Genomic DNA, 24,307 nt, shown 5'->3' on the forward strand with positions numbered 1-24,307 from the left:
CATGAGCAGCACGCCGCGAGAGAACACGCCCCTCGGCCCCACCCGGGCGGGGCTCAGGATCCGGGGGATCGCCGTCCTCGTCGTCGTCGCCCTCATCATCGCCGGAACGTGGCAGTCCACCCGCGCCGACCGCACCGGACAGTTCCAGTTCACCGTCACCGCCGACGGCCTCGGCGACGGTGTCACCCGGGAGACCTCCGTCCGGCTCCGCGGCACCGACGTGGGCAACGTCGTCGACGTGGAACCCATCGGTTCCCGCCGGCAACTCGTCACCCTCAGCGTCGACTCCGACGACGCCGAGCTCCTCTCCACCTCCCTGCAGACCCGGTTCGTCTCCTCCAACGTGTTCGGCTCCACCGCCTTCGAACTGATCCCCCAGCCCGGCGGCGCGCCCGTCACCCCCGGGGCGACCCTGCACCTCGGCGACGTCCCCGACCACACGGTCACCACCGTGCTGCGCGACTCGGGCCGACTCATGCTCGACGTGGTGACCACCGACCTGTCCCGGGCCCTGCACAGCTCGGCCGACATGACCAACCAGATGGCACCCCTGCTCGCCTCCGCGCTCCTGGTCCTGCGCAACGTCGCCCGGACACAGAACGAACCCCTGGCCGAGGTGCTGCGCAAGTCCGGCGACATCGCGGAAGGCGTCGAGGCCGTCACCCCGTCCGCCCTGGGGGTGCTCTACGACATCTCCTCGGTCGAGGAGCTCGACGACGACGCCCGCACCCGGCAGGCCGCCGCCACCATCACCGAGGTCTCCAACCTCGTCCTGGCGCTGTCGGGCAACCTCGCCAGTTCCCTCGAACCGCTCGACGGCACGGTCGACATGCTGTTGGACATCCTCATCCCGCTCAACCACGCCCTCGCCGACGTCCGCCCCGACCACCTCTCCCGCGCGATCGACAGCGCCGACGGCGTCCTGCACCGGGACGGGGACCGGGTCACGCTCGGCGTCGACGTGGTGCTGGAGTCGTTCCCCGCGTTCCAGGTGCCGCTGCAGACCACCGGAGGTGCCCCGTGACCACGTCCCGCCAGGCCGCGATCAGGCTCGCCGTGGTGTTCCTCGTCGTGGTGGCGGTGATCGCCCTCATCGTGCAGGCCATCCAACGGCCCGTCGACGGCTCCACCACCCGCTACCAGGCCGTCTTCGGCGACGTGTTCGGCCTCAGGGAGAACGCCGACGTCCGCCTGCGCGGTGTCCAGGTCGGCAAGATCACCGACATCTCCCTCTCCGACGACTACCGGGCCGTGGTCGACCTCACCCTGCAGGACGACTACCGACTGCGCGAATCCGACCGCCTGCTGGTGAAGATGCAGAACCTCACCGGCCAGCGCTACCTCGAACTGGAACTCGGCGACCCCGGCGCCCCCGAACTCGACCCCGACCACCCCGTCACCAACACCGTCGACTCGTTCGACATCACCACCGTGTTCAACGGCCTCAAACCCCTGCTGCGCGAGACCGACCCCGCCGTGTACAACAGCCTCGCCACCAACGTCGCCGCACTCGTCGAGGGCAGCGAGACCAGCCCCACCCCGGTCCTGCGCGACATCGCCACCCTGGCGACCTACGCCGAGGACCGCGCCCTGCTCATGAGCACGATCCTCGACAACCTCACCTCGCTCGACGCCCAGCTGCGCGGCCGCTCCGGGAACCTGCAGAACATGCTCGAGGTGTTCCACTCGATCTTCACCCCGCTCGTCACCCGCCTCGGCGAGTTCCTCCAGCTCGTCGAGCTGGGCGCGGTCGAGTTCACCCAGATCGGAGAGACCGTCGACGTGCTCTCGCGGATCGGCCTCGGCGCCACCGACCGGCACGACGACTTCATCCGCCGCACCGACGAGAGCTACGCCGACCCCGCCCCCGTGATCGAGGCCTACCGCCGGCTGCCCGGGATCCTCGGCGGCATCAACGCCCTCATCCCCAGGTCCGACCCGCAGCTGCAGTGCAGCAGCGGCGGGGTGCCCGTCCCGATCGAGGCCGAGGTCCTGCTCCAGGGCCGGCACCTCGTGGTCTGCGAGGAGACGCCCTGATGCGCACGAGAACCTTCGGGCGCCTGGACTTCGGCGCCGAGGACGCCGACCCCCGCACCCAGATGTGGTGGGCCGTCGTGGGCGCCGTGGTGCTCGTCGCGATCGTCGCCGTGGTCGGCGGCCTCTACCTCCGCCCGCCCGGAACCGACCGCTACGTGCTCGAGATCCCCGAGTCCGGCGGACTGGCCGCCGGGGACGACGTGCGGATCGCCGGCATCCCCGTGGGTGAGGTCGAGTCACTCCGGCTCGACGACGACCACGTGGACGTCGAGTTCACGGTCGACTCCGACCACTTCATCGGCGACCGGACCTCGGTCTCCGTCCGCATGCTCACGCCGGTCGGCGGCCTCTACGTGGCGCTGCTCCCGGCCGGCGACGACCCCCTGACCGACCCCATCCCGCCGGAGCGGGCCCAGCTCCCGTTCCTCGTGGCGGACATGTTCGCCGAGGCCGACGCCGTGATCGCCGAACTCGACACCGCGGAGCTCCGACGTGCGCTCGACGCCACCGCCCGCTCCCTCGAGGACTCCCCCGGCGCGATCGAGACGACGGTCACCGACATCGAGACGGTGATGAACGTGATGGCCCGCCAGAAGACACAGGTCGAGGACCTGCTCTCCCTGTCCAACGAGTACCTGGGCACCGTCAACGCCAACCAGGAGCTGGCATTGGAGATCATCCGCGGTTACGCCGTGCTGGGTCCCCAGCTGCTCGCCGCCGCCGACGACGTCAAGACCTTCGCCGACGGGCTCGCCGGACTGTCCGGACTGTTGTTCGACTTCCTGTCCGGCCCCTACGCCGGCAAGGTCGAGCCGATCATCCCGCACCTCAAGGAGGCGACCCGCTCGGCCGACGAACTGCGGAAATCCACCGAGCAGATGCTCGACTCGGCGGCCGACACCGTTCGCGACCTGTCCGCGGTCGCCGGGCCCGAGGGCCGCGCGCTCATCGACCAGAGCGGGCTCACCCTCGACCGCCCCGCGGTCTGCCTTCCGCAACCAGGGATGAGGTGCTGACCGTGAGCAGGCTCGGAACCGGCGCGATGCGCGCGGCGCTCGCCCTCGTCGCCACCGGTGCCCTCGTGGTGACCGGCGCGGCCGTACTCGACCCCACCCGCGGCGGCACCACCGTGTGCGCCTACTTCGACGCCAGCTACGGGCTGTTCCCCGACTCACCCGTCACCATCCGCGGGATCCCCGTGGGCAAGGTGGACACCATCGAGCCGGAAGGGCCCCGGGTCCGCGTCGAGATGCGCCTCGAGAACCGCGACCTGCCCGCCGACACGGGAGCGGTGATCACCCACGCCTCCGTCCTCACCGACCGTCGCGTCGAACTCGTGGACGCCGACCCCATGCCCGGGCCCACGCTCGACGAGGACACCTGCATCGACACCTCACGGACCCGCACTCCAGTCACCGTGTCCCAGGCCCTCGGCTCGTTCTCCGAACTCGTCCGCGAGATGACCGAGGAGGGACCGGACGGGCAGGCCCCGTTGGAGACCACCCTCCGTCGGGCGGGCAGCGAGTTCGACTCCCTCGGCCCCACCCTCAACCGCGAACTGCGCGACCTCGCCGACCTGCTGTCCGGGTCGGACGAGTTCATGCTCAACGTCGGCCTGCTCCTCGACAACTCGGCCGAGCTCAGCACGATGGTCACCACGAACTGGGACGACGTCAAGACCACCGCCCAGACCTTCGCCCCGGGGCTGGCCGGCATCGAGCAGATGCTGGTCGTGGCCAAGATCCTCGTCGAGAAACTGTCCCTGGCGGTCGACCCGATGGACCGGCTGTTCAACGAGCACATGGGCGAGGCCCTCAGCGCGCTCGAGACCACGATCCCGACCCTGACGATGGTCCGCGCGCGGGTCGAGGAGTCGGAGGAGTTGTTCCGGGCGATCCCCGGGGTCATCCACCTGGCGGAGACAATGGTCGGCTCCCGCCCGGGTGCCGTCACCGTGGACTACGCCCCGCCCCACGTCCGGTTGTCGGTCCCCGACGCACCCGCGGTCTGCGGTGCCCTGCACGCCGCCGGCCTCCGTGACTGCGCCGCCGACTCACCGCACACGGTGACCGCGCCCCTGCCCCAGCTGCTGTTCTCGACCATCGGGGAGGCCCCATGACCGCGCCACGACGCCGGCGACTCGTCGGCCTGCTCGCGGCACCGCTCGCCGCGATCCTCGCGCTGGCCGGGTGCAGCTTCGACCCGAGCGATCACGCACTCCCGGGCAGCGGCGTCAGCGGCCCCACGTACCGGCTCGACCTGGAATTCGCCTCCCTGCTCAGCCTGCCCGCGGGCGCCGACGTCCGCAGCGGCGGGATCAGCATCGGTTCGCTGGACGGGATCACCCTCGAACCCGAGCGCGCGATCGCCCACGTCGACATCCGGGACACCGTGCGATTCCCCCGCGGCACCCGGGCCGAACTCCGGCAGTCCACACTCCTCGGCGACATCTACATCGCGCTCATGCCCGCGGAGACCGGCGAGGCGCTCGGGGACGGCGACACCATCCCGCTGAGCCACACGGACCCCGGCCCCCAGATCGAGGCGATGCTCGACCGGATCGCCATGTTCGTCAACGGAGGCAGCCTCATGCAGCTGGAGAAGTCGATCGACCAGATCAACGAGGTGCTGCCCGAGGACCCCGCCGAGACCGCCGCACTCGCGGGCCACATCTCGGAGGACCTGGGCGACGCGGCGGCCAACCTGGACCAGATCGACCGGATCGTCACCGCGACCGACGGCCTGTCCCGTCGACTGATGGAGACCCGTGACGAGATGGAGTTCATCTTCTCCGACACCGCCCGGTACCGGCTCGAACGCGTCCCGTACTTCATGGACGCCGTACTCAACATCGTCATCGACGTCAACACCCTGGTCTCCGGCCTGGAGTGGCTCATCCCGCGGATGCCGCACATCAACCGCAACCTCGAGATCCTCGCGCCCCTGCTGCGCGAACCGTCGCCGACCGCCTACGAGATGCGGGGGAACCTCGGCGACATGACCAGGCTCGTCGAGGACAAGATCACGCCGTTCCTCCTGGGCCCCGGGGTCGACATCCGGTCCGTCTCGGTGGTCGGTGACCCCGGGCAGCCCGCCAAGGACGGGTTGGTCCTGCTCCGCATGGTGGGGGCGATCCCGTGACCCGCATCCCGCTGTGGCTCTCGGCGCTCGGACTGTTCCTCGTCATGGTCGTCGGCAGTGCCTACCTGGCGCTCGGTGTCCTCCGACTGGAACCGACCGTCGAGCGGACCCACGCGACGGTCGACCTCCGCGACGCGGGCGGCCTGCGCACCGGCTCGGACGTCGTCTACCGCGGCGTGCCGATAGGCCGGATCGAGTCGGTCGACGGCGTCCCCGGCGCGGTCCGGCTCCGGATCTCCTACGACTCCGGGTACCGCATCCCGGTGGAGTCGCGGATGCGGGTCGAGAACCTGTCGACCCTCGGCGAGCCGGTGTTCTCGCTGCTCCCCGACACGACGGAGGGCCCGTACATCCAGGACGGGGCGGTCCTCACCGAGCAGGTCGTCCTGCCGACCTCCGTCCCGGAGCTCCTGTCCTCCACCTCCGACCTGCTGGACCAGACCGATGCCGAGTCGATCCGCAGCATGGTGGAGACGTTGTCGCGGACCGTCGACGGACTCGAGGCGACCCTGCCCGAGGCCCAGCGGGGCGCGGAGCTGCTGCTGCTCACCCTCTCCCGCCACGAGGGTTCCCTGGACCGGGTGCTGCGCGACTTCGCCACGGTGATGGGCGACGTCGACTGGGTCCGCCCCACGCTCACGGAGGCACCCCCGATGTTGGACCGGTTCGGCGACACTCTGGGGGTGTCCTACGAGTATCTCTTCGAGGGGTCCGCTGTCCTCAAGGGCGACGAGATCCTCGGCTCGTGGCGCGACGAGCAGGAACAGCTCTACCGGGTTCTGGGCACGCTCGCGCCCGAGGTGGGGGCGATCGGCGACGCGCTCCGGCCCGTCACAGGTGCGGTGGGTCCGACGGTCGCGAACCTCGACATCGCCACCCTGCTCGAGAACGCGATCGCGACCGCGCCGGACGACGCCGTGCGCTTCACCGTGACCATGCCCCGCTGACCCGGTCGCGGACGCCGCGTCCGCACACCGCCAGCCCAGCCCGCCGTCCTGACGATCCGTCCAGAGGAGCCGCACCATGGCCGACACCGAGCCCACGACCGGACCCGCCACCGCCGAACGGGCTGACACCGAGCAGCCCGCCCCCGACGTGGGCGCCGCGCGGCGGACGACGCCGTGGTGGCGGTCGGTCCGGGTCCTCTCCGTGGTGGCCTTCGTGGCGCTCGTCGCCGCCGCCGTCTTCGCCACCCTGTGGGCCACCGACGACTCGGGCGACCAGCTCGCGCAGCTACAGGGTCGGCTCGACACCGAGGCCGCGGCCGAGGAGGTTGCCTCCGAGTACGCGATGGCGGTGTCCGCGGTCGATCACGAGGACCTCGACGGGTGGCGTGACGCCCTCACCGCGGGTGTGAGCGATCAACTGGCCCCCAAGCTCGAGGCGGCCGTCGACGTCGTGGGCCCGTGGCTCACGCGGATGGAGTACACCTCCACCGCACGCCTGCTCGCCGCGGAGGTGTCGGAGAACGACGGCGACACGTTCGTCGTCCAGGTCTTCGTGGACATGACGTCGCGGAGCAAGCAGACCCGGGAGGGCGTGGCGGCCACGGCCACGTACACCGTGACGATGGACCGCGCCTCGGACTGGACCATCACCGACGTAGGAGGCGTGGGTGCGGGCCTCCCCGGCGCGGATGACACGGCCGCGGGTGACGCGGACGGCGATCCCGCGCCCGGGGCGGAGGCACCGCGGCCGGGAGGCCGGTGAAACCCCACCCCGGCCCGGCTGCGCCCGACGGCACGGAGATCCCGGGGGCACCCCCCGCTTCAAAACGGCCCGGAACTTTGTAAGATAGGTTTCACTCTCCGACTACCCGGCCACAAACGTGCACCTAGCTGACGTGTCCACGAGGAGAAAAAGGATTTGTAGCCTTATTTACTCCTGAGGAAGTGGTCACGGTGCAGAGAAGAACCCCCGGCAGATCCAGACGCACGGCCGCCCTCGGCGCAGCCCTGACTCTCGGGGCGCTGGGCCTGGCCGGCTGCATGACGACGACCGCGGCGCCCGCGGTGGAACCGACGTTCGCCGGACCGGTGCGCCTGGACGAGGTGATGGTCCAGCGGTTCGAGTACCCCACGCGTTACCCCTCGCCGGACCCCGACCAGAACTGGGCCGACCTCTACCTCCCGGCGGGCGACCAGAAGGTGGATTCCATCCCCCTGGCCGTGCTCATCCACGGCGGTTCCTGGCAGAAGGAGATCGGCGCGGGCTCGTTCGACCACCTCGCGCGCGAACTGGCCAGTCGCGGGATGGCGGTCTACAACATCGAGTACCGCCGTGTCGGTTCGGGCGGCGGGTGGCCCATCACCTTCCGCGACGTGGCCGATGCTCTCGACCACGTGAGCGAGGTCGACAAGAAGTTCCCCCAGATCACCACCGATGACGAGGTGGTGGTGGGGCACAGCGCCGGCGCTCAGCTCGCGGTCTGGGCCGGCACCCGGCACCTGCTCGAGGACGGCGAGGTCGGGGCCAGCCCGCGATTCCGCCCCACCCGGGTCATCTCCATCGCGGGACCGCTGGACATGGTGTACGCCGCCACCCACGGTGACGACAGGATCGTCACGGCCCTCGGCGGCACGCCCGACGAGGTGCCGAGTCGGTACACGTCGGTCGACCCCATCCAGAACATCGACACGGGCACCCCGGTCATCGCCCTCCACGGACGGCAGGACGTGACCGTGGCGCCGGAGAACTCGCTCCGCTACGTGGACGAGGTCACCCGCCGAGGCGGGCGGGCCAAGGCCGTCATGTTCGAGGACGAGGACCACACCTCGATCGTGTCCGGCAAGTCCCGCTCGTACACGCGCGTGCTGGAGATCATCCGTTACGTCTCGGCCTCGGACCTGCGCGAGACCACCGCCTGAGCCCACCGCGGTGGGCCGCCGCCTCTGCGGAAGTGGAGGGATTTGAACCCCCGGTGCTGTTCAGGCACGCTCGCTTTCAAGGCGAGTGCATTCGGCCGCTCTGCCACACTTCCCCGCCGTGAGCCGCGACACGCGCGGCCGCGTGGTTCCACGTGGAACCACGCTGTACGGCGTGGCCCATGCTAGTTCACCCGACCCGCCCGCACGCAGTCCGGCTACGGTCGAGGGCATGAAGGCCATCGCGTACGAGAACGGTCCCGACTCCCTGCACCTGACCGAGGTCCCCGACCCGGTCCCCGCCGAGGGCGAGGTGCTCATCGACGTGGCGGCCTCGGCCGTCAACCGGGCCGACCTGCTGCAGACCAAGGGCCACTATCCTCCCCCGCCGGGCGCCTCGGAGATCCTGGGACTCGAGTGCTCGGGCCGGATCTCGGCGGTCGGTGAGGGCGTGGAGGGCCTCGCCGTGGGCGACGAGGTGTGCGCGCTGCTCGCCGGCGGCGGGTACGCCGAGAAGGTCGCGGTGCCCGCGGGCCAGGTCATGCCCGTTCCGGCGGGGGTCTCGCTGCACGAGGCGGCGTCCCTTCCCGAGGTGGCGTGCACGGTGTGGTCGAACCTCGCCATGACGGGCGGCCTCGGCCGCGGGCTCCTCGCCGCGGACGCCCACTGGGGCGAGGTGGAGCTGGGGGCGCCGCGGGTGCTCATCCACGGGGGCGCGGGGGGCATCGGGTCCCACGCGATCCAGGTCTGCCGCGCCCTGGGCGCCCGGGTGGCCACGACGGCCGGTGGCCCGGAGAAGGTGCGGATGTGTCGGGAGCTGGGCGCCGACCTGGTGATCGACTACCGGGAGGAGGACTTCGTCGACCGGGTGAGGGAATGGACCGACGACGACGAGCGGGGCCGTGGCGTCGATCTGGTCCTGGACGTGATGGGCGCGAAGTACCTCGAGCGGAACATCTCCTCCCTGGCGCCGGACGGTCGCGTGATCGTCATCGGACTCCAGGGCGGGGTGAAGGGGGAGCTCAACCTGGGCGCGTTGCTGCCCAGGAGGGCCGGCGTCCTCGCCACGAACCTCCGGGCGCGTCCCGTGGACGGCCCGGGCGGGAAGTCCGGCATCTGCCGCGAGGTCGTGGACCAGGTGTGGCCGATGGTCGCCGCCGGCGATGTCACCACGCGCGTCTCGCGGGAGATCCCGATGGCCCGCGCCGCCGAGGCCCTGGCGTTGCTGGAGTCCGGGGAGTCCCACGGCAAGATCCTGTTGACCCTGGACTGAACGCCACCCTCTAAGGTCGAGGACACGACACGGGGTGCCGCCCAGAAGGGGGCGGCTGAGATGAGACCCGTTGAACCTGCTCCGGGTAGTTCCGGCGAAGGGATGTCCTCATGCTGCATTTCAATGCGTTCCTCTTCGGCTGCGGCCACCATTCCGCCGCGTGGCGCCGCCCCGGCTCCCCTGTGGAGCGCCTCGGCGACATCGCGTACTGGGAGGAGCTCGCGCGGACGGCGGAGCGGGGCTGCCTCGACGCGGTGTTCTTCGCCGACGGCCACTCGGTGGGTGACCCGGCCAGCGGCTCGTGGTGGTTCCTGGAGCCGCTGACCGCCCTGTCGGCGATGGCCCGGGCCACGGAACACGTCGGTCTGGTGAGCACGGTGTCCACGACGTTCTTCACCCCGTTCCACGCCGCGCGCATGCTCGCTTCCCTGGACCACATCAGCGGCGGGCGGGTCGGTTGGAACGTGGTGACCTCGATGTTCGACGCCGAGGCCCGCAATCACGGGATGGAGGCACTGCCCGGGCACACCGAGCGGTACGAGCGGGCCGAGGAGTTCGTCGAGGCCGCGCTGGCCTTGTGGGACTCGTGGGATGCCGACGCGCTGCTCCTGGACCGGGCCGGACTGTGGGCCGACCCGGCGAAGGTCCGGCCGGTGCACCACCGCGGCGAGCACTTCCTGGTGGACGGGCCGCTCACCGTGCCCCGCTCGCCGCAGGGCCGGCCGGTGCTGTTCCAGGCGGGCTCGTCCGGGCCGGGCCGGGACCTGGCGGCCCGGTACGCCGAGGGGATCTACGCCGTGGCGTACGACGACGAGGCGGCGTCGGCGTACGGCTCGGATGTGAGGCGTCGTGCCCGGGCCGCGGGCCGCGCCGGGGATGGCCTGGTCATCATGCCGGGGCTCGTCACGTACGTGGGCTCGACCGAGGCCGAGGCCAGACGCAAGAAAGCCGACCTCGACGCTCTGCTGCCCGTGGAGGAGTCACTCGCGCAGCTGTCCATGTTCACCGGCCAGGACTGCTCGGGGTGGGAGCTCGACGCCCCCGTCCCGGCCCTCCCGCCGCTGTCGGAGTTCACGGGGCCGCAGGGGCGCTACGAGACGATCCTGCGGATCGTCCGCAAGGACTCCCCCACGGTGCGCGAGCTGCTGGGCACCCTCGCCGCGGGCGGCGGTCACTGCACGATGATCGGCACCCCGGAGTCGATCGCCGACGAGATCGAACGCTGGTACCGGGTGGGCGCGGCGGACGGGTTCAACCTCATGCCGCCCGGCTACCCGGACGGGCTCGAGGAGTTCGTGGACCACGTGATCCCGGTCCTGCAGCGCCGCGGACTGTTCCGCACGAGCTACGACGGGGCGTCGACTCTCCGGGAGCTGCTCGCCCGGTAGGCCGCCTCGGCGGGGGCCGCCGCCGTCGTCACGGCGTCAGCGGCCGTCGGCCCGCGCCGGGAGTCGGTCGAGCGCCTCCAGCGTCTCGTCGCACCACCGCAGCCAGGTCCGTTCCTCCTCGATGCCCAGGGTGAGGACGCGGTGCTGCAGGACGCCGCGAGGGTCCGACGGGTCGACGGCGGAGAAGTCCCGCTGTTCGATCTCGAGGTTGCGCTCGAGATTCTCCTGCCGCCGACGGCGGTGGTGCTCGAGCGCCCGGCGCACCTCGTCGGTCCGGCCCGTCGCGGCGGCGGCCCGGACGCGGACCGCGAGGGTCGACCGCGTCACGTCCGGGGCGTCGTCCTCACCGATCCAGTCGATCAACGACCGGCGGCCGTCGTCGGTGACCGCGAACCGCCGGGGCTGGCCGCGGCGGGGCGGTCCGTCCTGCGGGAGTTCGCGGATGAGGCCGGCCGCGGCGAGCTTGTCGAGCTCGCGGTAGATCTGCTGGTGGGTGGCGGGCCAGAAGTAGCCGATCGACCTGTCGAAGCGTCGGGCGAGCTCGATCCCGCTGCCGTCCCGTTCGGTGAGCGACGTGAGGATCGCGAACTTCAGCGACACCGGTTCAGCGCAGCGCGGTAATGCCGGAGGTGAGCTCGTCGAGGGCCTCGACGTACTCGCCGCGCAGGCGGTCGACCAGGTCGCGGACGGTCCCGGTCCCGCGGACCGCGCCCACGCCCTGACCCGCGCCCCAGATGTCCCGCCACGCCTTGGAATCGGACGCGCCCCCGGAGCCGAAGTCCATGGCCGAGGGGTCGGACTCCGGCAGGCCGTCCGGGTCGAGCCCCGCGGCCTCGATGCTGCCGCGCAGATAGTTGCCGTGGATGCCGGTGAAGAGGTTGCTGTAGACGATGTCGTCCGCGGTGCTGTCGACGATCATCTGCTTGTAGGCGTCGGTGGCACGGGACTCCTCGGTCGCGAGGAACGCCGAGCCCACGTACGCCAGGTCGGCGCCGGCGGCCCGCGCGGCGAGGATCGACCGGCCGTGCGCGATGGCCCCGGAGAGCAGCAGCGGCCCGTCGAACCACTCGCGGATCTCCCGGACCAGTGCGAACGGCGACTGCGTACCGGCGTGTCCACCGGCACCGGCGGCCACGGCGATCAGTCCGTCCGCGCCCTTCTCCACGGCCTTGCGGGCGAACCGGTTGTTGATGACGTCGTGCAGGACGATGCCGCCGTAGGAGTGGACCGCCTCGTTCACCTCCTCGCGGGCCCCGAGGGAGGTGATGACGATCGGCACCTCGTGCTCGACGATGGTGGCCAGGTCCTGCTCGAGCCGGTCGTTGGACCGGTGCACGATCTGGTTGACCGCGAACGGCGCGACGTACTGGTCCGGGTTCGCCGCGGCGTGGGCCGCGTTGCTCTGGGTGATCTGCTCGATCCACTCGGCCAGCGCCGACTGCGGCCGCGCGTTGAGCGCGGGGAACGCACCGATCACGCCCGCCTGACACTGCGCGGCCACCAGCTCGGGGCCGGAGTAGATGAACATCGGCGAGGCGACCACCGGGACGGTGAGGGGGCCGGCGAGTACGGAGGGCAGGGCCATCGGCATTCCTTTCGGGCGGAGCGGGGCGACGAGCGCCTGAGCCCGACCGTACGGCCCGCCCGCCTGTTCGTGCAACTAGTTGCACAAAGGCGGTCCCCAACGACGGCGACCGCTCTGCCCGTCTCAGCGCGCGTAGATCTCCTCGGCGAGCGCCTCGGCCGTCCCCACGCGCTGCGCCACGACCCCGGGGTCGAACCCGCCGACCGAACGGACGGACTCGAGCGGCGGCGGCGCCCCGACCCCGGACGCCCCCACCTGCAGCGACGGCCACGGCGAGCCCGCGTCCGCCAGCGACTCGTGCTTGACGTCGTAGTAGTCCGACCCCGCCCGCAGTGTCAGTCCCGAGGCGCCGCGGGCCGCCCCGAACAGATGCGGATGGAACCGGGTGGTCAGCCACACCTGACCCGGCCGGACGGGCAGCCCGGTGTCCCACAGTTCGAGGAACGGCACGAAACGCGCCCGCGGCAACCGCAGGGCGGCCAGCGCGAGCCCGACCTCGTCGTCGTCCCCCTCGCCCGGTCCCGCGCCGGCGGGCGAGCCGGACGCCACGCGCGACGCCGCCGCGGCGCGCTCACACACCCGGTCCCACACCACCCGGTCCCCGCCGGGGATCGACTCGACCACCGTGATCCGCTCCCCCGGCACCGCCCACGCGGCGAGGACCCGCGCCACGGCGTCGGCCAGGGCCACCGGGTCCACCAGGTCGGACTGCGCGCACAGCACCAGGTCACGACACGCGTCGGGATCATCGGAGTAGACGGGGTGATCCCCCGCCTCGACCGGACCCGCCGCGCCCAGGGCGAGCCACCCGTCGTCGGCGAGGAGCCGGACCGGGACGCCGGTACCGGCGAGCAGCTCCGCGGACGCCGCGTCGCGGACGGTCACCAGATCGAACTCCCGCAGCGCCTCCGCCAGGCGCCGCGCGTCGCCGCACGGCACGAAGCCCTGCCCCGTCGCCACCACCCGCGCCCCGGCGAGCCGCCCGGCCTCCCCCGCCGCGGCGACCACGCCCAGGTGATGCGGCCACTGGTCGTTGACGTACCCGCCGCCGACGAGATGCACCACCGACGCGCGGCGCAGCAGGGCCAGGCCGGACCCCAGCTCCGGACGCACGCCGAGGTCGCGGACGGCGTGGCGGCAGGACTCGATCGCGGCGGCGGCCGCGGGCGTGGCGGAATCGGCGATCGCCGCGTGGGCGCCGTGCTCCCCCGCCAGGCGCCACAGGGTGTCGGTGAACACCACGTCCGGATGCTCGGCGTGGTGCAGCACCGCGGCCTGACCCGGCGTGTGACAGTCCACCACCACCGGCGTACCCGGCAGGCGGTGCCGCAGGAACCGCAACCACCCGGCCAGCAGCTGCTCGTCGCCGTGGTTGGGATGCCCGGCCGGGGCCACGAGATAGACCGGCCGGTCGTCCTCCCTCGGCGGACCCCACCGGGCGTCCGCCACCGCCCGGACCGAGTCCAGACGGCGGCGGGCGAGTCGTCGTAGGCGGGAGGCGGGCGCGGCTCGGCGAGTCGGCGTCATGCCCCCACCCTGCCTCACCGCCGGCCGGCCGCGGCGGGAGCCCCGGGACGTCAGATCCTGACGAGCATCTTGCCGGTGTTGGCGCCCTTCATCAGGTCGAGGAACGCGTCGACCGAGTTGTCGATGCCCTCGACCACCGTCTCGTCGAACGTCAGCTCACCCGACGCCACCCACGGCCCCACGGTGTCCGCGAACTCGGAGAAGAGGTGCATGTAGTTGTTCACCGTGAAGCCCTGGAGCGTCAACCCGCGGGAGATGGCGTGCCACATGTTGTCCGGGCCGGGGGTGCGCTCGGTCGCGTTGTACGAGCTGATGGCCCCGCACAGGGCCAGGCGCCCGCCGTCGTTCATGAGGTCCAGGGCGGCCTCGAGGTGGTCACCGCCCACATTGTCGAAGTAGACGTCGATGCCCTCGCCGTTCTCCGCACCGAAATGCTCGCGCAGGAGCTCCCGGATGGGGCCGTCCTTGTAGTTCACCGCCGCGTCGAAGCCGTAGCGCTCGATGCAGGTGGCGACCTTCGCGTCGCTCCCGGCCGAACCCACGACCTTCGCCGCGCCCAGGCGCGTGGCGATCTGCCCCACCGCGGAGCCGACCGACCCGGCGGCCCCGGAGACGAACACCGACTCGCCGGCCTGGAACCGGCCGATGTGCAGCAGCCCCACGTACGCGGTGAGGCCGGTGGTGCCGAGGATGCCGAGGTAGGCCGAGACCGGCACCCCCTCCATCTCCTGCACCACGCGGAACTGCCGGGCGTCGCCCTGCGCGATGTCGCGCCACCCGTCGTTGTGCAGCACCACCGCACCGACGGGATGGGCGTCCGAGCGGGACTCCACCAAGCGCCCGACGGCCGCGCCGGTCATGGTCTCGTCGACCCCGAACGGCGGGATGTAGGAGCGGCCCGCGTTCATCCGGCCGCGCATGTAGGGGTCCACCGAGATGAACTCGTTGGCCACCCGGACCTGCCCCTCGGCGAGGTCGGGCAGGTCGACGGTGACGGTGCGGAAGTCGTCGTGGGTCGGCCATCCGCGCGGACGGCTCGCGAGCTGGATCTGCGTACTGGTCGTCATCTCTACTGTCTACGCGCCCTCGCGGCGGGGCTGCCACCGCGACGACCTCTAGTAGGCTTCCCGTTCGTGCAGGACCAGTCCCTTCCCGATCCCACCTCGGCGACGCTCCCCGACGAGCGCGTACGCGGTGAGATCGTCAACGACTCCCACACCTTCCGCCGGGCCGTCGCCGACCTGCGCCAGGGCCTGCACCAGCGTGAACTGTGGCTCTCGCTCGGCTGGCAGGACATCAAACAGCGCTACCGGCGCTCCACCCTCGGCCCCCTGTGGATCACCATCGCCACCGGCGTCATGGCCGTGGCCCTGGGCCTGCTCTACTCGATCCTCTTCCAGATCCCGCTCGCCGAGTTCCTCCCCCACGTCACCGTGGGCCTCATCATGTGGGGCTTCATCTCCGGCTGCATCAAGGAGGGCGCCGAGGTCTTCATCGCCAACGAGGGCCTGATCAAGCAACTGCCCAGCGCCCTGAGCGTGCACGTCTACCGACTGGTCTGGCGGCAGTTCCTCTTCCTCTGCCACAACCTGGTCATCTGGGTGATCCTCATGCTGGTGTTCCCGCGGCCACTGGGGTGGGAACTCCTGCTGTCCGTGGTGGGACTGGGCGTGCTCATGATCAACGGCGTATGGGTGTCCATGCTGTTCGGGATCCTCGCCACCCGCTTCCGCGACATCGCGCCGCTGCTCGACTCGATGGTGCAGCTGCTCTTCTACATGACCCCCATCGTGTGGACCACCCAGACGCTGTACGAGCAGGGCGGGCAGATCGCCGACCGGGCCCGCATCGCCGAGATCAACCCGCTCTACCACTACCTGGAGATCGTCCGGGCGCCCATGCTCGGCCAGTCGGTCGACGCCTACCACTGGTGGATCGTCCTGGCCTGCACCGCCGTCGGGCTGCTGCTGGCGTTCGTGGCGTTGCGCCGGTTCCGCTCCCGAGTCCCGTACTGGGTGTAGGAGGTACATCCCATGAACTCCGCCGCACCCACGCCGGGTGGCGTGTCCATCGACTGCGTCGACGCGTGCGTGGACTTCCCGATCTTCGACGCCAAATCGCGGTCCCTCAAGAAGGCCGTCCTCGGGTCCGCCGGGGGTGCGATAGGACGGAACGCGTCCAACGTCGTCGTCGTCGAAGCCCTCAAGGACATCACCCTCTCCCTCCGCGAGGGGGACCGCGTGGGCCTGGTCGGGCACAACGGCGCCGGCAAGTCCACGCTGCTGCGCCTGCTGTCCGGCATCTACGAGCCGACCCGTGGCGCCGCGCGGATCCGCGGCCGCGTGGCGCCGGTCTTCGACCTGGGCGTGGGCATGGACCCCGAGATCTCGGGCTACGAGAACATCATCATCCGCGGCCTGTTCCTCGGACAGACCCGCAAGCAGATGAAGGCCAAGGTCGACGAGATCGCCGACTTCACCGAGCTCGGCGAGTACCTCGACATGCCCCTGCGCACCTACTCCACCGGTATGCGCGTGCGCCTGGCGATGGGCGTGGTGACCTCCATCGACCCGGAGATCCTGCTGCTCGACGAGGGCATCGGCGCCGTGGACGCGGAGTTCATGAAGAAGGCACGGGTCAAGCTCGCCGACCTCGTCTCCCGGTCCGGGATCCTGGTGTTCGCCTCCCATTCCAACGAGTTCCTGGCCCAGCTGTGCGACTCCGCCATGTGGATCGACCACGGCCGCATCCGCCAGCGCGGGAGCATCGAGGAGATCGTCACCGCCTACGAGGGGCCCGAGGCCGGACGCTCGATCGGCGACTACATCCACCGGATGCGTCATGAGGCCTGAGGGCGGGGGCGGCGCGAGCGGCGCGGGCGGCGCGGGCGGCGCGGGCGGTACGGGCGCCGCGGGCCGGGAAGCGGCCGACGCCCGCCGGGTCGTGGCCGTGGTGGTCACGCACCGCCGGCTCGAGCAGTTGCGCGCCTCGCTCGACGTGGTGTGCGGCCAGACCCGCCCGGTCGACCACCTGGTCGTGGTGGACAACGCCGACGAGCCCGCCGTGCGCGAACTCGTCGAGTCCCGGCCGGTCGAGGCCACGTACATCGGGTCCAAGCACAACCTCGGCGGCGCCGGCGGGTTCGCGCTCGGCATGCTGCACGCCCTGGCGACCGGCGCGGACCTCGTGTGGTGCGCGGACGACGACGGCCGCCCCGAGGGACCCGAGGTCCTCGCCACGCTGCTGACCTGCATGGACCGCCACGGACTGGCCGAGGTCTCGCCGGTGGTGTGCGACCTCGACGACCCCGACCGCCTGGCCTTTCCCCTGCGGCGCGGGGTGGTGTGGCGCCGCCGGCGCTCGGAGCTCTTCACCGGCGACGGCACGGGCGAGGACCTGCTGCCCGGCATCGCGTCGCTGTTCAACGGCGCCCTGTTCACCGCCGACTGCCTCGACCGCGTGGGCGTGCCCGACCTGCGCCTGTTCATCCGGGGCGACGAGGTCGAGGTGCACCGCAGGCTCGTGCGCTCGGGGCTGCCGTTCGGCACGTGCCTGACCACCGCGTACCTGCATCCGCAGGGTTCGGACGAGTTCAAGCCGATTCTCGGCGGCCGCATGCACACGCAGTTCCCGGACGACCCGGTCAAGCGCCATTTCACCTATCGCAACCGCGGGTACGTCCTCACCCAGCCCGGCAACCGGCGTCTCATCCCCCAGGAGATCCTGCGGTTCGGCTGGTACTTCCTGATCTCGCGTCGCGATCCGGCGGGGTTCCGCGAGTGGCTGCGCCTGCAGCGCATGGGCGCGGGCGAACGGTTCGAGAAGCCCGGCGCCTGACCCGCGAGAATCCGCTACCCCGACTCCGGATCCGCTATGCCCGTAGGGGTAGCGGATCCCGAGGGAGGGTAGCGGATTCGGGGGCCGGGCCCGGGTGCCGGAGCGCCGGGATGCGGCAGGATGGGTCCATGACCGACTGGATCGCCCTGCAGTCCCGCGCCGCCGACCTCTACGACGAGGTGCTGCCCCGCGTCACCGACTGGGACGCCGCCACGCCGTGTAGCGACTGGACCACGCGTGAGGTGCTGGCACACGTGGTGGACGAGCAGCTGTGGGTGCCGGGGTTGCTCGCCGGCGGCACGGTCGAGGAGGTGGCCGACGACCTCGAGGACCGCCTGCGGCGACTTCGCGACGCGACCGGCCCGGAGCTGGTGGCGGACTGGGGCTCGATGACGGCGCCGGTCGCGGCGGCCTGGCGGGGGACGTGCGCCGGCGACGCGGACACCGAGGTGCACCTGTCGTACGGGGTGGCGCCGGCACGGCACTACCTGGCCCAGCAGGTGTTCGACCTGGCCGTCCACGCCTGGGACATCGCGGCCTCGCAGGGCCTGGACCTGCGGTGGGGCGAGGAGCTCGAGCGGGCCGTCCTGGAGTTCGTGCGGGCCGATCTCGCCGACAACCCGGCCCCCGAGCTGTTCGACCCCGCGGTGCCGGGTTTCGACGGGCCCGGGGTGTCGGCGCGGGACGAGGCGCTGGCGCTGACCGGGCGGGACCCCTCCGCCTGGCCTGTCAGCCCTCGCTGAGCGCCGCCATCGGGCACTTGGCGACGGCCTTGCGGGCGCGCTTCTCGTGCTCCGGGGGGACGTCGTCGACCAGGAGGCGGACCACCTCGTCGTCGTCATCCAGGGCGAACACCGCCGGCGCGAGCCCCACGCACACGGCCTGCCCCTCGCAACGGTCCGGATCCACGATGATCCTCATGTCACGCCTCCCCGCCGAGGGCCGCGCCCTCTGTCGATGATGGTGACCCCGAAAGTAGACAAACTCCCACCCTTTGTCTACAGGTTCCGCGAAACTGACCCGCCGGTAAGTTAGGATCGGGCGGTGCCCAAGACCGTGCTCCACCGCTACACCTCGAGCCCCACGGCGTTCCCCGTCCTGGCCTCGCTCTACCCACCCCTGCTGGGATCGGGGATCCGCATCCGCCACGTCGCCCCGGACTGGACGCGCGGGGAGCTGAGCATGCACGTGACGCCGTGGACCGCCAACACCAACGGCACCGCGTTCGGGGGCGCGCTGTTCGCCGCGACCGACGTCCTCTACGGGGCGCTGCTGTCCGGTCAGCTCGGCGCCGGCTACCAGGTGTGGACCAGGAGCGCGTCGATCGACTTCCGCACCCCCGGCCGCGGCCGGCTCCGGTGCGTCGTCGAGGTCCCCCGCGCCGAGGCCGACGCCATCCGCGCGCAGCTCGACGACCACTCCCGCACCACCGTCGTCCACACCGCACTGGTCACCGACGAGCGCGGGACGACGATCGTCGAGGCGCGGCACACCATGGCGATCCGGCGACGGGGGGCTCCACCCGCGCGGCGCGGGTAGGATTACCCGGTCACTCGGCCATCCCCGAAAGGACCCCACGTTGGGAGCCACACCGCTCGCCTGGACACTGTCGGTCGGCCTGATCGTCGCCCTGCTGCTGTTCGACTACTTCTTCCATGTGCGCAAGGAGCACATCCCCACGATGAAGGAGTCGGCGATCTGGTCGGCCCTGTACGTGGGTGTGGCCGTGCTGTTCGGCTTCGCCGTCTGGATCTTCGGCGGCACGGACATGGGCATCGAGTACTTCGCCGGATACCTCACCGAGAAGGCGCTCTCGGTGGACAACCTCTTCGTGTTCCTGCTGCTGCTCACCAGTTTCAAGGTGCCCAAGGCCGGTCAGCAGAAGGCCCTGCTGTTCGGCATCGTCTTCTCGATCATCGCCCGCACCGCGTTCATCTTCGTGGGTGCGGCGCTGCTCAACCAGTTCAGCGCGCTGTTCTACGTGTTCGGCCTCTTCCTCATCATCACCGCCGGCCGCCTCCTGGCCGAGGACGACGATGACGACGACGAGGTGGACAACATCATGGTCCGGTTCGCCAAGAAGGTCATCCCGGCGACCGACCACTACGACCACGACAAGCTGTTCACCATCGAGAACGGCAAGCGCGTGATGACCCCGATGATGATCGTCATGGTCGCGATCGGCGGCACGGACATCATGTTCGCGCTGGACTCGATCCCCGCGATCTTCGGTCTCACCCAGAACGTCTTCATCGTCTTCACCGCCACCACGTTCTCCCTCCTCGGCCTACGCCAGCTGTACTTCCTGCTGGAGGGCCTGCTCGACCGGCTGGTGTACCTCAAGTACGGCCTGGCCGCGATCCTGGGCTTCATCGGCGTCAAGCTGGTGCTGCACGCCCTGCACGAGAACAACCTGCCGTTCATCAACGGCGGTGAGCACGTGGACGTGGTCGAGGTGCCGACCCTGCTCTCGCTGGGCGTGATCGTGGCGGTGCTCGTGGTGACGATCGTCGCCTCGCTGGTGAGCCCGGCCGGCAAGGCGCTGACGGTCCTCGGCAACCTCAAGCGGCACTCGCACGAGTACCTCAACAAGGACTTCACCGACGACCCGGTCGAGCGCGCCAAGCTCTGGGCCAAGATCGTCGAGAACGAGGACAAGCTCGGCGGGATCGAGCGCAAGTACTTCGGCTCCGAGGGCGACGTGTGGGAGCTCGAGCAGCTCCTGCGCCGGGTCTGGGACGAGCAGGGCCGCTACGAGAAGGCGACCGACTACACCCGCTGATCCGCCACACCTGCACCATCCCGGCCCGCGGCCTCACCGCCGCGGGCCGGTCCATATCCCGAGCGGGTCGGCGGCGGGGTCCCCGGCCGGCGGGAAGCGGACCTCGGACGACGGCCACCGGGCCCGCAGGGCGGAGGCCGCCCGGTCGCCCACGCCGGGCCCACCCGCACCCCCGGGGCTCACGGCCCCGTCCCTCGCGTCCCGGGCGCCCACCACCTCGCTCGAGCCGGCCGGGGCGGCGGGCCCGCGGACCACGATGACCGTCCACCCGGCGTGGGCCAACTGCTCCCGGACCCTCTCGGCACCACGGCCGCGGCCCGCCGGCGCCGCTGCGTCGTCGGGCGTGTAGACCACACACCGGGCCACGGGGTCGGCGAGCGGGAGCTCCACGCGGAAATGCCCGAGGCGTGCGACGTGCCCGTGCCGGAACGTGTCGAGCCCGGCCGCGTGGAGTTCCAGTCGCGCCCTCGTCAGGGCGGCCGATCCCGAGCCCGGGTCCGCCGCGCGGGCGACGGCGGCGAAGTCGCGCGCACCCCGCCCGGCCGGATGCTCGACCGCGGCCGCCAACTGGGCGGGCAGCTCGGGCACCATCGCGCACAACCGCTCCACGGACACCACAGCATCCTCGAACCCGAGGTCCCCGGCGAGGTCCCGGCAGGTGCGCAGCGGCGTGGTCACCCGCACTCCGTCGATCTCCGTGACCGCCCACCGCGGCAGCCTGCCGTAGCGGTACACCCTCCCCGGCCGGGATCGACGTGTCGCCGGCAGCCAGATCTCCGGCGGGGCGTCCGCGGGCACGGAGTCGTCACCCCACAGCAGGGCCGCGCTGCGCCCACGCAGCACCCCCTCCGGCCACGTCCGCGCCAGGGCCACACTGCGGAGCCGGAGATCATCCGGTTGGTCCTCGCGGCGATACATCCCGTGCCAGATCCGCCGATAGCGGGCGCGGTCCCGGGAGTCGGGGACGGCCGCGGCCAGTTCGGCGCTGGTCACGGGCCCCGGCGGTAGCGCGGCGAGATCGGTGGGCGCCGACGCGTCGGCGCGCGGGGCCGGGCCGGTGGCGGGCGCGGTCGAGGCGGAGGTGTTCATGCCGACCACTCTGCCCCCACACATGGCCCCACCCCTGCCGTTTGCCCGGCAGGGGTGGGGCCTCTGTGGAATCCCGCGCGCCTGTGGATCGGCCCGCGACGGGTGCGGCGGTCACCCCGTGACGGCCTCCTTCATCGCCTTCATCAGGGCGTGCCCCTCGGCGCGGTCGGGCAACTGGTACTCGGCCGACTTCGCGGCCCAGAGCGACCCGGCGATCACCAGGAGGAAGCCCAGCGCCGAGACGTACGGGCCGTAGGTGACCGAGGTCCCCGCGGGCAGGCCCGCGATCAGCGGGTCCGTGGAACCGGTCGATCCGATGAGCACCCAGACGAACGCGCAGTGGGCGGCCAGGACGAGGGTCGCGACGGCCGCGTTGAGCAGCGCGAAGAAGCCCAGGTGCGTGGCCAGCGTGATCGCCGCGAGCGCGGACAACACGATGAGGCCGAGGAAGTTGATCGGCATCATGGCCCGGAGGTCGAGGACCTCGGTGAGGTCGATCGCGGTGACCGACGCGCCACTGCCGGACAACCACGGCAGGTAGAGGCTGAGCAGTGCGACCGCGAGGCCGGCGAAGGCGACGATGCCCCCGAGCCGGACCCGCACGTGCGGGAGGATCCCGGCGATCCGGGAGTGCTCGGGGGCGGGCGCCGCGACCGATCTCGGGGTCGTGGTCGACACCGGGGTCGGCATCGGCGACGGCACGCGGTCCTCGCCGGGAGACGCCGCGCGACGGGGAGCGTGGGGGGCTGGCGTGGACATGATGACCACCCTTCGGCGAGACGAGAAGTGATGTGACTCACAGTTTAGGTTGTCACATCTACAACTGCCTGAGGGCTCCCTGTGGATCGCCGACGCCCTCGCCCACCGCCCTCGCCACAGCGCGGTCGGACCGGCCGGATCACACCCCGTAGAGCCGCGCCCAGTTCTCCCGCGTCGTGAGCTCGGCCTGCGCCGCACGCCAGCGCCCCTGCGCCGCCGGCGCCTCACGGACGAACCGCGCCAACAACGCCGCCAGGCGCTTCTGCAGCTCCGAGGCCCGGGCCGGGTCGACCTTCCGGTGGTGCACCCCGGTCTGCGACGCGTCGGTCACGTAGGCCTCGTCGAACAGCGACACGTGCCACCAGGCGGCGTCCTCGTACGGGATCGCCACCACCCCGCGGCGCTGCCGGCCCAGCTTCTGCGTCACCAGCCGCTTGGCCAGCACCTGGTCCTCGCGGTCCTCACGCGGGATGCCGACCTTGCGCTCGACGCCGATCCCCGCCGGCAACATCTCGACCCCGAGCTTCGCGGTCTCCGGGTACGCCGACCGCTCCGCGCGGATCGCGGCGAGCGCGGCCTGCCCGCCGTCGCCCACCCCGTGGGAACCGTCGGGCCCGTCGAGGAACGCCTCGATCCCCCGCATCCGCGTGGCCGCCAGCCCGTACTGCATCCCCACCATGGCCCGCAGGACGCTCCGGCCGAGGTTCTTGGCCATGGCCTTGGGGTCGATGCCCTGGCGGATCGCGGCGGTGACCAGCGAGTTGCGCTGCGAGAAGAACTGCCCGAAGTCGTCGCCGTCCTTCCAGTAGAAATCCGCGTGCCACACGGCCGCACCCTGCAGCGTGCACGTGGGCATCCCGGCCTGTCGGCACCGCAGGCCGTACTCGATGTCGTCCCACTGGAAGAAGTACGGCATCGGCAACCCGACCCGCTCGACCGCCTCCCCGGGGATGAGACAGGACCACCACGCGTTGTACTCCGCGTCGATCCGCCGCTCCTGGCGGTTCTCCACCACCGACTCGTCGCGCAACGCGAACTCGTCGGCGTCCAGGCCGCCCTTGAGCTCGTCGAGCTGCGTCCGCTCGGCCGACACCAACAGGTAGTCGGGGTTGAACAGGTACAGCATCTGGGCGCCCACGAGCATCGGCTCGCGCGTCACCGCCGCGAACGCGAACAGGCGCAGCACCGTCTCCGGCTCCACCCGCACGTCGTCGTCCATGAGCAGCACGTCCACCGGCCCCGCCGACCCCGGCGCGGTCGCCTCGAACAGGCCGCGACTGAACCCGCCGGCGCCGCCGAGGTTGGGCTGGCGCAGGTAGTGGAGCCGGTCACCGAACTCCTCCGCCGCCCGCCCGAACGCCTCGCGGGTCTCCACCAGATCGGTGCCCTGATCCGTCACGTAGAGGTCGTCGACGAGGTCCGCGACGAGGGGATCGGAGGCCAGCGACTCCACCGTGGCCGCGCAGTCATCCGCCCTGTTGAACGTGCAGATCGCCACCGCGGCGCGGCGGGCCGGCCTCGTCGTCGTCGTACTCCACTCCACCTCCGACACGCTCGCCGGCGCGTCGACCGCGTGCAGCTCCAACCACATCGCGCCACCGTCGGTGAACGTGTCCACCGGCACGTGCAGCACCGCCATCCCGTCGCCGTGGTGGTGGACCACGTCCACCGTCCGCACGTGGGAGCCGATGTCGGACGCGCGGACCAGCACGTCGACCTGCCCGGCCGACTCCACCGACACCCGCACGGTGAGCTCGGTGACCGAGGTCCACCGCTGCCAGTACGAGGCCTCGAACCGGCCGAAGTAGGTGTTGGTGTCGACGATCGCGCCGGCGTCCAGGTGCAGCTCGGTGCGGGTGCGGCGCACGACGCCGCGCACGATGCGCGAGTACAGGTCGTCGTTGACCCAGCGGCGCGGGCCCGAGAACAGGGTGCGCTGGAGCAGCAGGTCACGCTCGGGCTGCGGGGCGTCGGTGCGCGGGCCCGCGACGGTCTCGGTGGTGGCGTCCATGAGGCGATGCGCTC

The 24,307-nt window shown here is 71.5% G+C and carries 24 protein-coding genes, 1 tRNA gene and 1 riboswitch; of the genes, 16 read left to right on the forward strand and 9 right to left on the reverse strand.

The features are described from left to right. The first annotated feature begins 1 nt into the window (after window position 1). The 8 genes from RWK90_RS10410 (at window position 2) to RWK90_RS10445 (ending at window position 8,045) form a co-directional block, all read left to right on the forward strand. Window positions 2–1,024: an MlaD family protein gene (locus RWK90_RS10410; RefSeq protein ID WP_314037494.1), complete on the forward strand. Its 1,023-nt coding sequence runs from the start codon at window positions 2–4 to the stop codon at window positions 1,022–1,024. Next, on the forward strand, window positions 1,021–2,037 hold the full coding sequence (locus tag RWK90_RS10415) for an MlaD family protein (RefSeq protein ID WP_314037496.1): 1,017 nt from the start codon (window positions 1,021–1,023) through the stop codon (window positions 2,035–2,037). Before RWK90_RS10410 ends, RWK90_RS10415 begins: the two co-directional genes overlap by 4 nt. Then, window positions 2,037–3,053 carry an MlaD family protein gene (locus tag RWK90_RS10420; RefSeq protein ID WP_314037498.1) on the forward strand — a complete coding sequence of 339 codons (1,017 nt, stop codon included), beginning with the start codon at window positions 2,037–2,039 and terminating at the stop codon, window positions 3,051–3,053. The genes RWK90_RS10415 and RWK90_RS10420 overlap by 1 nt, the downstream gene beginning before the upstream one ends. Before the next feature lie 2 nt (window positions 3,054–3,055). Then, window positions 3,056–4,156 (forward strand): MlaD family protein, encoded by a 1,101-nt coding sequence (locus RWK90_RS10425; protein ID WP_314037500.1) that lies wholly within the window; start codon window positions 3,056–3,058, stop codon window positions 4,154–4,156. Next, window positions 4,153–5,178: an MlaD family protein gene (locus RWK90_RS10430; RefSeq protein ID WP_314037502.1), complete on the forward strand. Its 1,026-nt coding sequence runs from the start codon at window positions 4,153–4,155 to the stop codon at window positions 5,176–5,178. Before RWK90_RS10425 ends, RWK90_RS10430 begins: the two co-directional genes overlap by 4 nt. Continuing rightward, window positions 5,175–6,125, forward strand: coding sequence for an MlaD family protein (locus RWK90_RS10435; protein WP_314037505.1), 951 nt, complete (start codon window positions 5,175–5,177; stop codon window positions 6,123–6,125). Before RWK90_RS10430 ends, RWK90_RS10435 begins: the two co-directional genes overlap by 4 nt. Before the next feature lie 76 nt (window positions 6,126–6,201). Further along, a complete protein-coding gene (locus RWK90_RS10440) occupies window positions 6,202–6,888 on the forward strand; it encodes a hypothetical protein (protein ID WP_314037508.1) in 687 nt (228 codons plus the stop codon). Between the two features lie 278 nt (window positions 6,889–7,166). Next, window positions 7,167–8,045 carry an alpha/beta fold hydrolase gene (locus RWK90_RS10445; RefSeq protein ID WP_314037509.1) on the forward strand — a complete coding sequence of 293 codons (879 nt, stop codon included), beginning with the start codon at window positions 7,167–7,169 and terminating at the stop codon, window positions 8,043–8,045. Between the two features lie 27 nt (window positions 8,046–8,072). Here RWK90_RS10445 and RWK90_RS10450 read toward each other — a convergent pair. Then, window positions 8,073–8,158, reverse strand: a tRNA-Ser gene (locus RWK90_RS10450). A gap of 116 nt (window positions 8,159–8,274) precedes the next feature. Between RWK90_RS10450 and RWK90_RS10455 the strand changes: the two genes are divergently transcribed. Then, window positions 8,275–9,315, forward strand: coding sequence for an NAD(P)H-quinone oxidoreductase (locus RWK90_RS10455; protein ID WP_314037510.1), 1,041 nt, complete (start codon window positions 8,275–8,277; stop codon window positions 9,313–9,315). Window positions 9,316–9,335: 20 nt separating this feature from the next. Then, a riboswitch (TPP riboswitch) is annotated at window positions 9,336–9,435 on the forward strand. Next, window positions 9,426–10,703 (forward strand): LLM class flavin-dependent oxidoreductase, encoded by a 1,278-nt coding sequence (locus RWK90_RS10460; protein ID WP_314037511.1) that lies wholly within the window; start codon window positions 9,426–9,428, stop codon window positions 10,701–10,703. Its footprint overlaps the riboswitch before it by 10 nt. 36 nt (window positions 10,704–10,739) lie before the next feature. On the opposite strand, the gene RWK90_RS10465 is transcribed toward RWK90_RS10460, so the two are convergent. From RWK90_RS10465 to RWK90_RS10480, 4 genes are all read right to left on the reverse strand, one after another. After that, on the reverse strand, window positions 10,740–11,303 hold the full coding sequence (locus RWK90_RS10465) for a PadR family transcriptional regulator (protein ID WP_314037512.1): 564 nt from the start codon (window positions 11,301–11,303) through the stop codon (window positions 10,740–10,742). Between the two features lie 4 nt (window positions 11,304–11,307). Continuing rightward, complete coding sequence (locus RWK90_RS10470) at window positions 11,308–12,288, reverse strand: nitronate monooxygenase family protein (RefSeq protein ID WP_314037514.1); 981 nt, start codon at window positions 12,286–12,288, stop codon at window positions 11,308–11,310. 123 nt (window positions 12,289–12,411) lie between these two features. Continuing rightward, window positions 12,412–13,815 (reverse strand): polysaccharide pyruvyl transferase family protein, encoded by a 1,404-nt coding sequence (locus RWK90_RS10475; RefSeq protein WP_314037516.1) that lies wholly within the window; start codon window positions 13,813–13,815, stop codon window positions 12,412–12,414. 50 nt (window positions 13,816–13,865) lie between these two features. Then, window positions 13,866–14,882, reverse strand: coding sequence for an NADP-dependent oxidoreductase (locus tag RWK90_RS10480; RefSeq protein WP_314037519.1), 1,017 nt, complete (start codon window positions 14,880–14,882; stop codon window positions 13,866–13,868). Window positions 14,883–14,948: 66 nt separating this feature from the next. Here RWK90_RS10480 and RWK90_RS10485 point away from each other — a divergent pair, with 66 nt between their 5' ends. The 4 genes from RWK90_RS10485 (at window position 14,949) to RWK90_RS10500 (ending at window position 18,395) form a co-directional block, all read left to right on the forward strand. Beyond that, the gene (locus RWK90_RS10485; protein WP_314037520.1) at window positions 14,949–15,836 is read left to right on the forward strand and encodes an ABC transporter permease; all 888 of its coding nucleotides are present in this window, start codon (window positions 14,949–14,951) and stop codon (window positions 15,834–15,836) included. 12 nt (window positions 15,837–15,848) lie between these two features. Further along, the gene (locus tag RWK90_RS10490) at window positions 15,849–16,667 is read left to right on the forward strand and encodes an ABC transporter ATP-binding protein (protein WP_314037521.1); all 819 of its coding nucleotides are present in this window, start codon (window positions 15,849–15,851) and stop codon (window positions 16,665–16,667) included. A 91-nt stretch (window positions 16,668–16,758) separates the two neighbouring features. Then, window positions 16,759–17,652 carry a glycosyltransferase gene (locus RWK90_RS10495; protein ID WP_396230321.1) on the forward strand — a complete coding sequence of 298 codons (894 nt, stop codon included), beginning with the start codon at window positions 16,759–16,761 and terminating at the stop codon, window positions 17,650–17,652. 128 nt (window positions 17,653–17,780) lie between these two features. Beyond that, window positions 17,781–18,395 (forward strand): TIGR03086 family metal-binding protein, encoded by a 615-nt coding sequence (locus tag RWK90_RS10500; protein WP_314037523.1) that lies wholly within the window; start codon window positions 17,781–17,783, stop codon window positions 18,393–18,395. On the opposite strand, the gene RWK90_RS10505 is transcribed toward RWK90_RS10500, so the two are convergent. Beyond that, entirely contained in the window at window positions 18,382–18,573 is a 192-nt protein-coding gene (locus RWK90_RS10505; protein ID WP_314037524.1) for a ferredoxin, read from the reverse strand. The two genes, RWK90_RS10500 and RWK90_RS10505, sit on opposite strands and share 14 nt — an antisense overlap. Window positions 18,574–18,696: 123 nt before the next feature. On the opposite strand from RWK90_RS10505, the gene RWK90_RS10510 reads away from it, so the two are divergent. Both RWK90_RS10510 and RWK90_RS10515 read left to right on the forward strand, forming a co-directional pair. Then, window positions 18,697–19,191, forward strand: a complete 495-nt coding sequence (locus RWK90_RS10510) for a DUF4442 domain-containing protein (protein ID WP_314037525.1) — start codon at window positions 18,697–18,699, stop codon at window positions 19,189–19,191. Window positions 19,192–19,231: 40 nt separating this feature from the next. Further along, the gene (locus RWK90_RS10515; protein ID WP_314037527.1) at window positions 19,232–20,434 is read left to right on the forward strand and encodes a TerC family protein; all 1,203 of its coding nucleotides are present in this window, start codon (window positions 19,232–19,234) and stop codon (window positions 20,432–20,434) included. Between the two features lie 33 nt (window positions 20,435–20,467). Here RWK90_RS10515 and RWK90_RS10520 read toward each other — a convergent pair whose 3' ends face one another. From RWK90_RS10520 to RWK90_RS10530, 3 genes are all read right to left on the reverse strand, one after another. Then, window positions 20,468–21,523: a hypothetical protein gene (locus RWK90_RS10520; protein ID WP_314037529.1), complete on the reverse strand. Its 1,056-nt coding sequence runs from the start codon at window positions 21,521–21,523 to the stop codon at window positions 20,468–20,470. Window positions 21,524–21,634: 111 nt separating this feature from the next. Further along, a complete protein-coding gene (locus RWK90_RS10525; protein ID WP_314037530.1) occupies window positions 21,635–22,282 on the reverse strand; it encodes a hypothetical protein in 648 nt (215 codons plus the stop codon). Window positions 22,283–22,421: 139 nt separating this feature from the next. Then, window positions 22,422–24,293, reverse strand: coding sequence for a glycosyltransferase (locus RWK90_RS10530; protein WP_314037531.1), 1,872 nt, complete (start codon window positions 24,291–24,293; stop codon window positions 22,422–22,424). Between the last annotated feature and the right edge of the window lie 14 nt (window positions 24,294–24,307).

Source organism: Dietzia sp. CH92 (genome assembly GCF_032248695.1).
Classification (GTDB): Bacteria; Actinomycetota; Actinomycetes; order Mycobacteriales; family Mycobacteriaceae; genus Dietzia.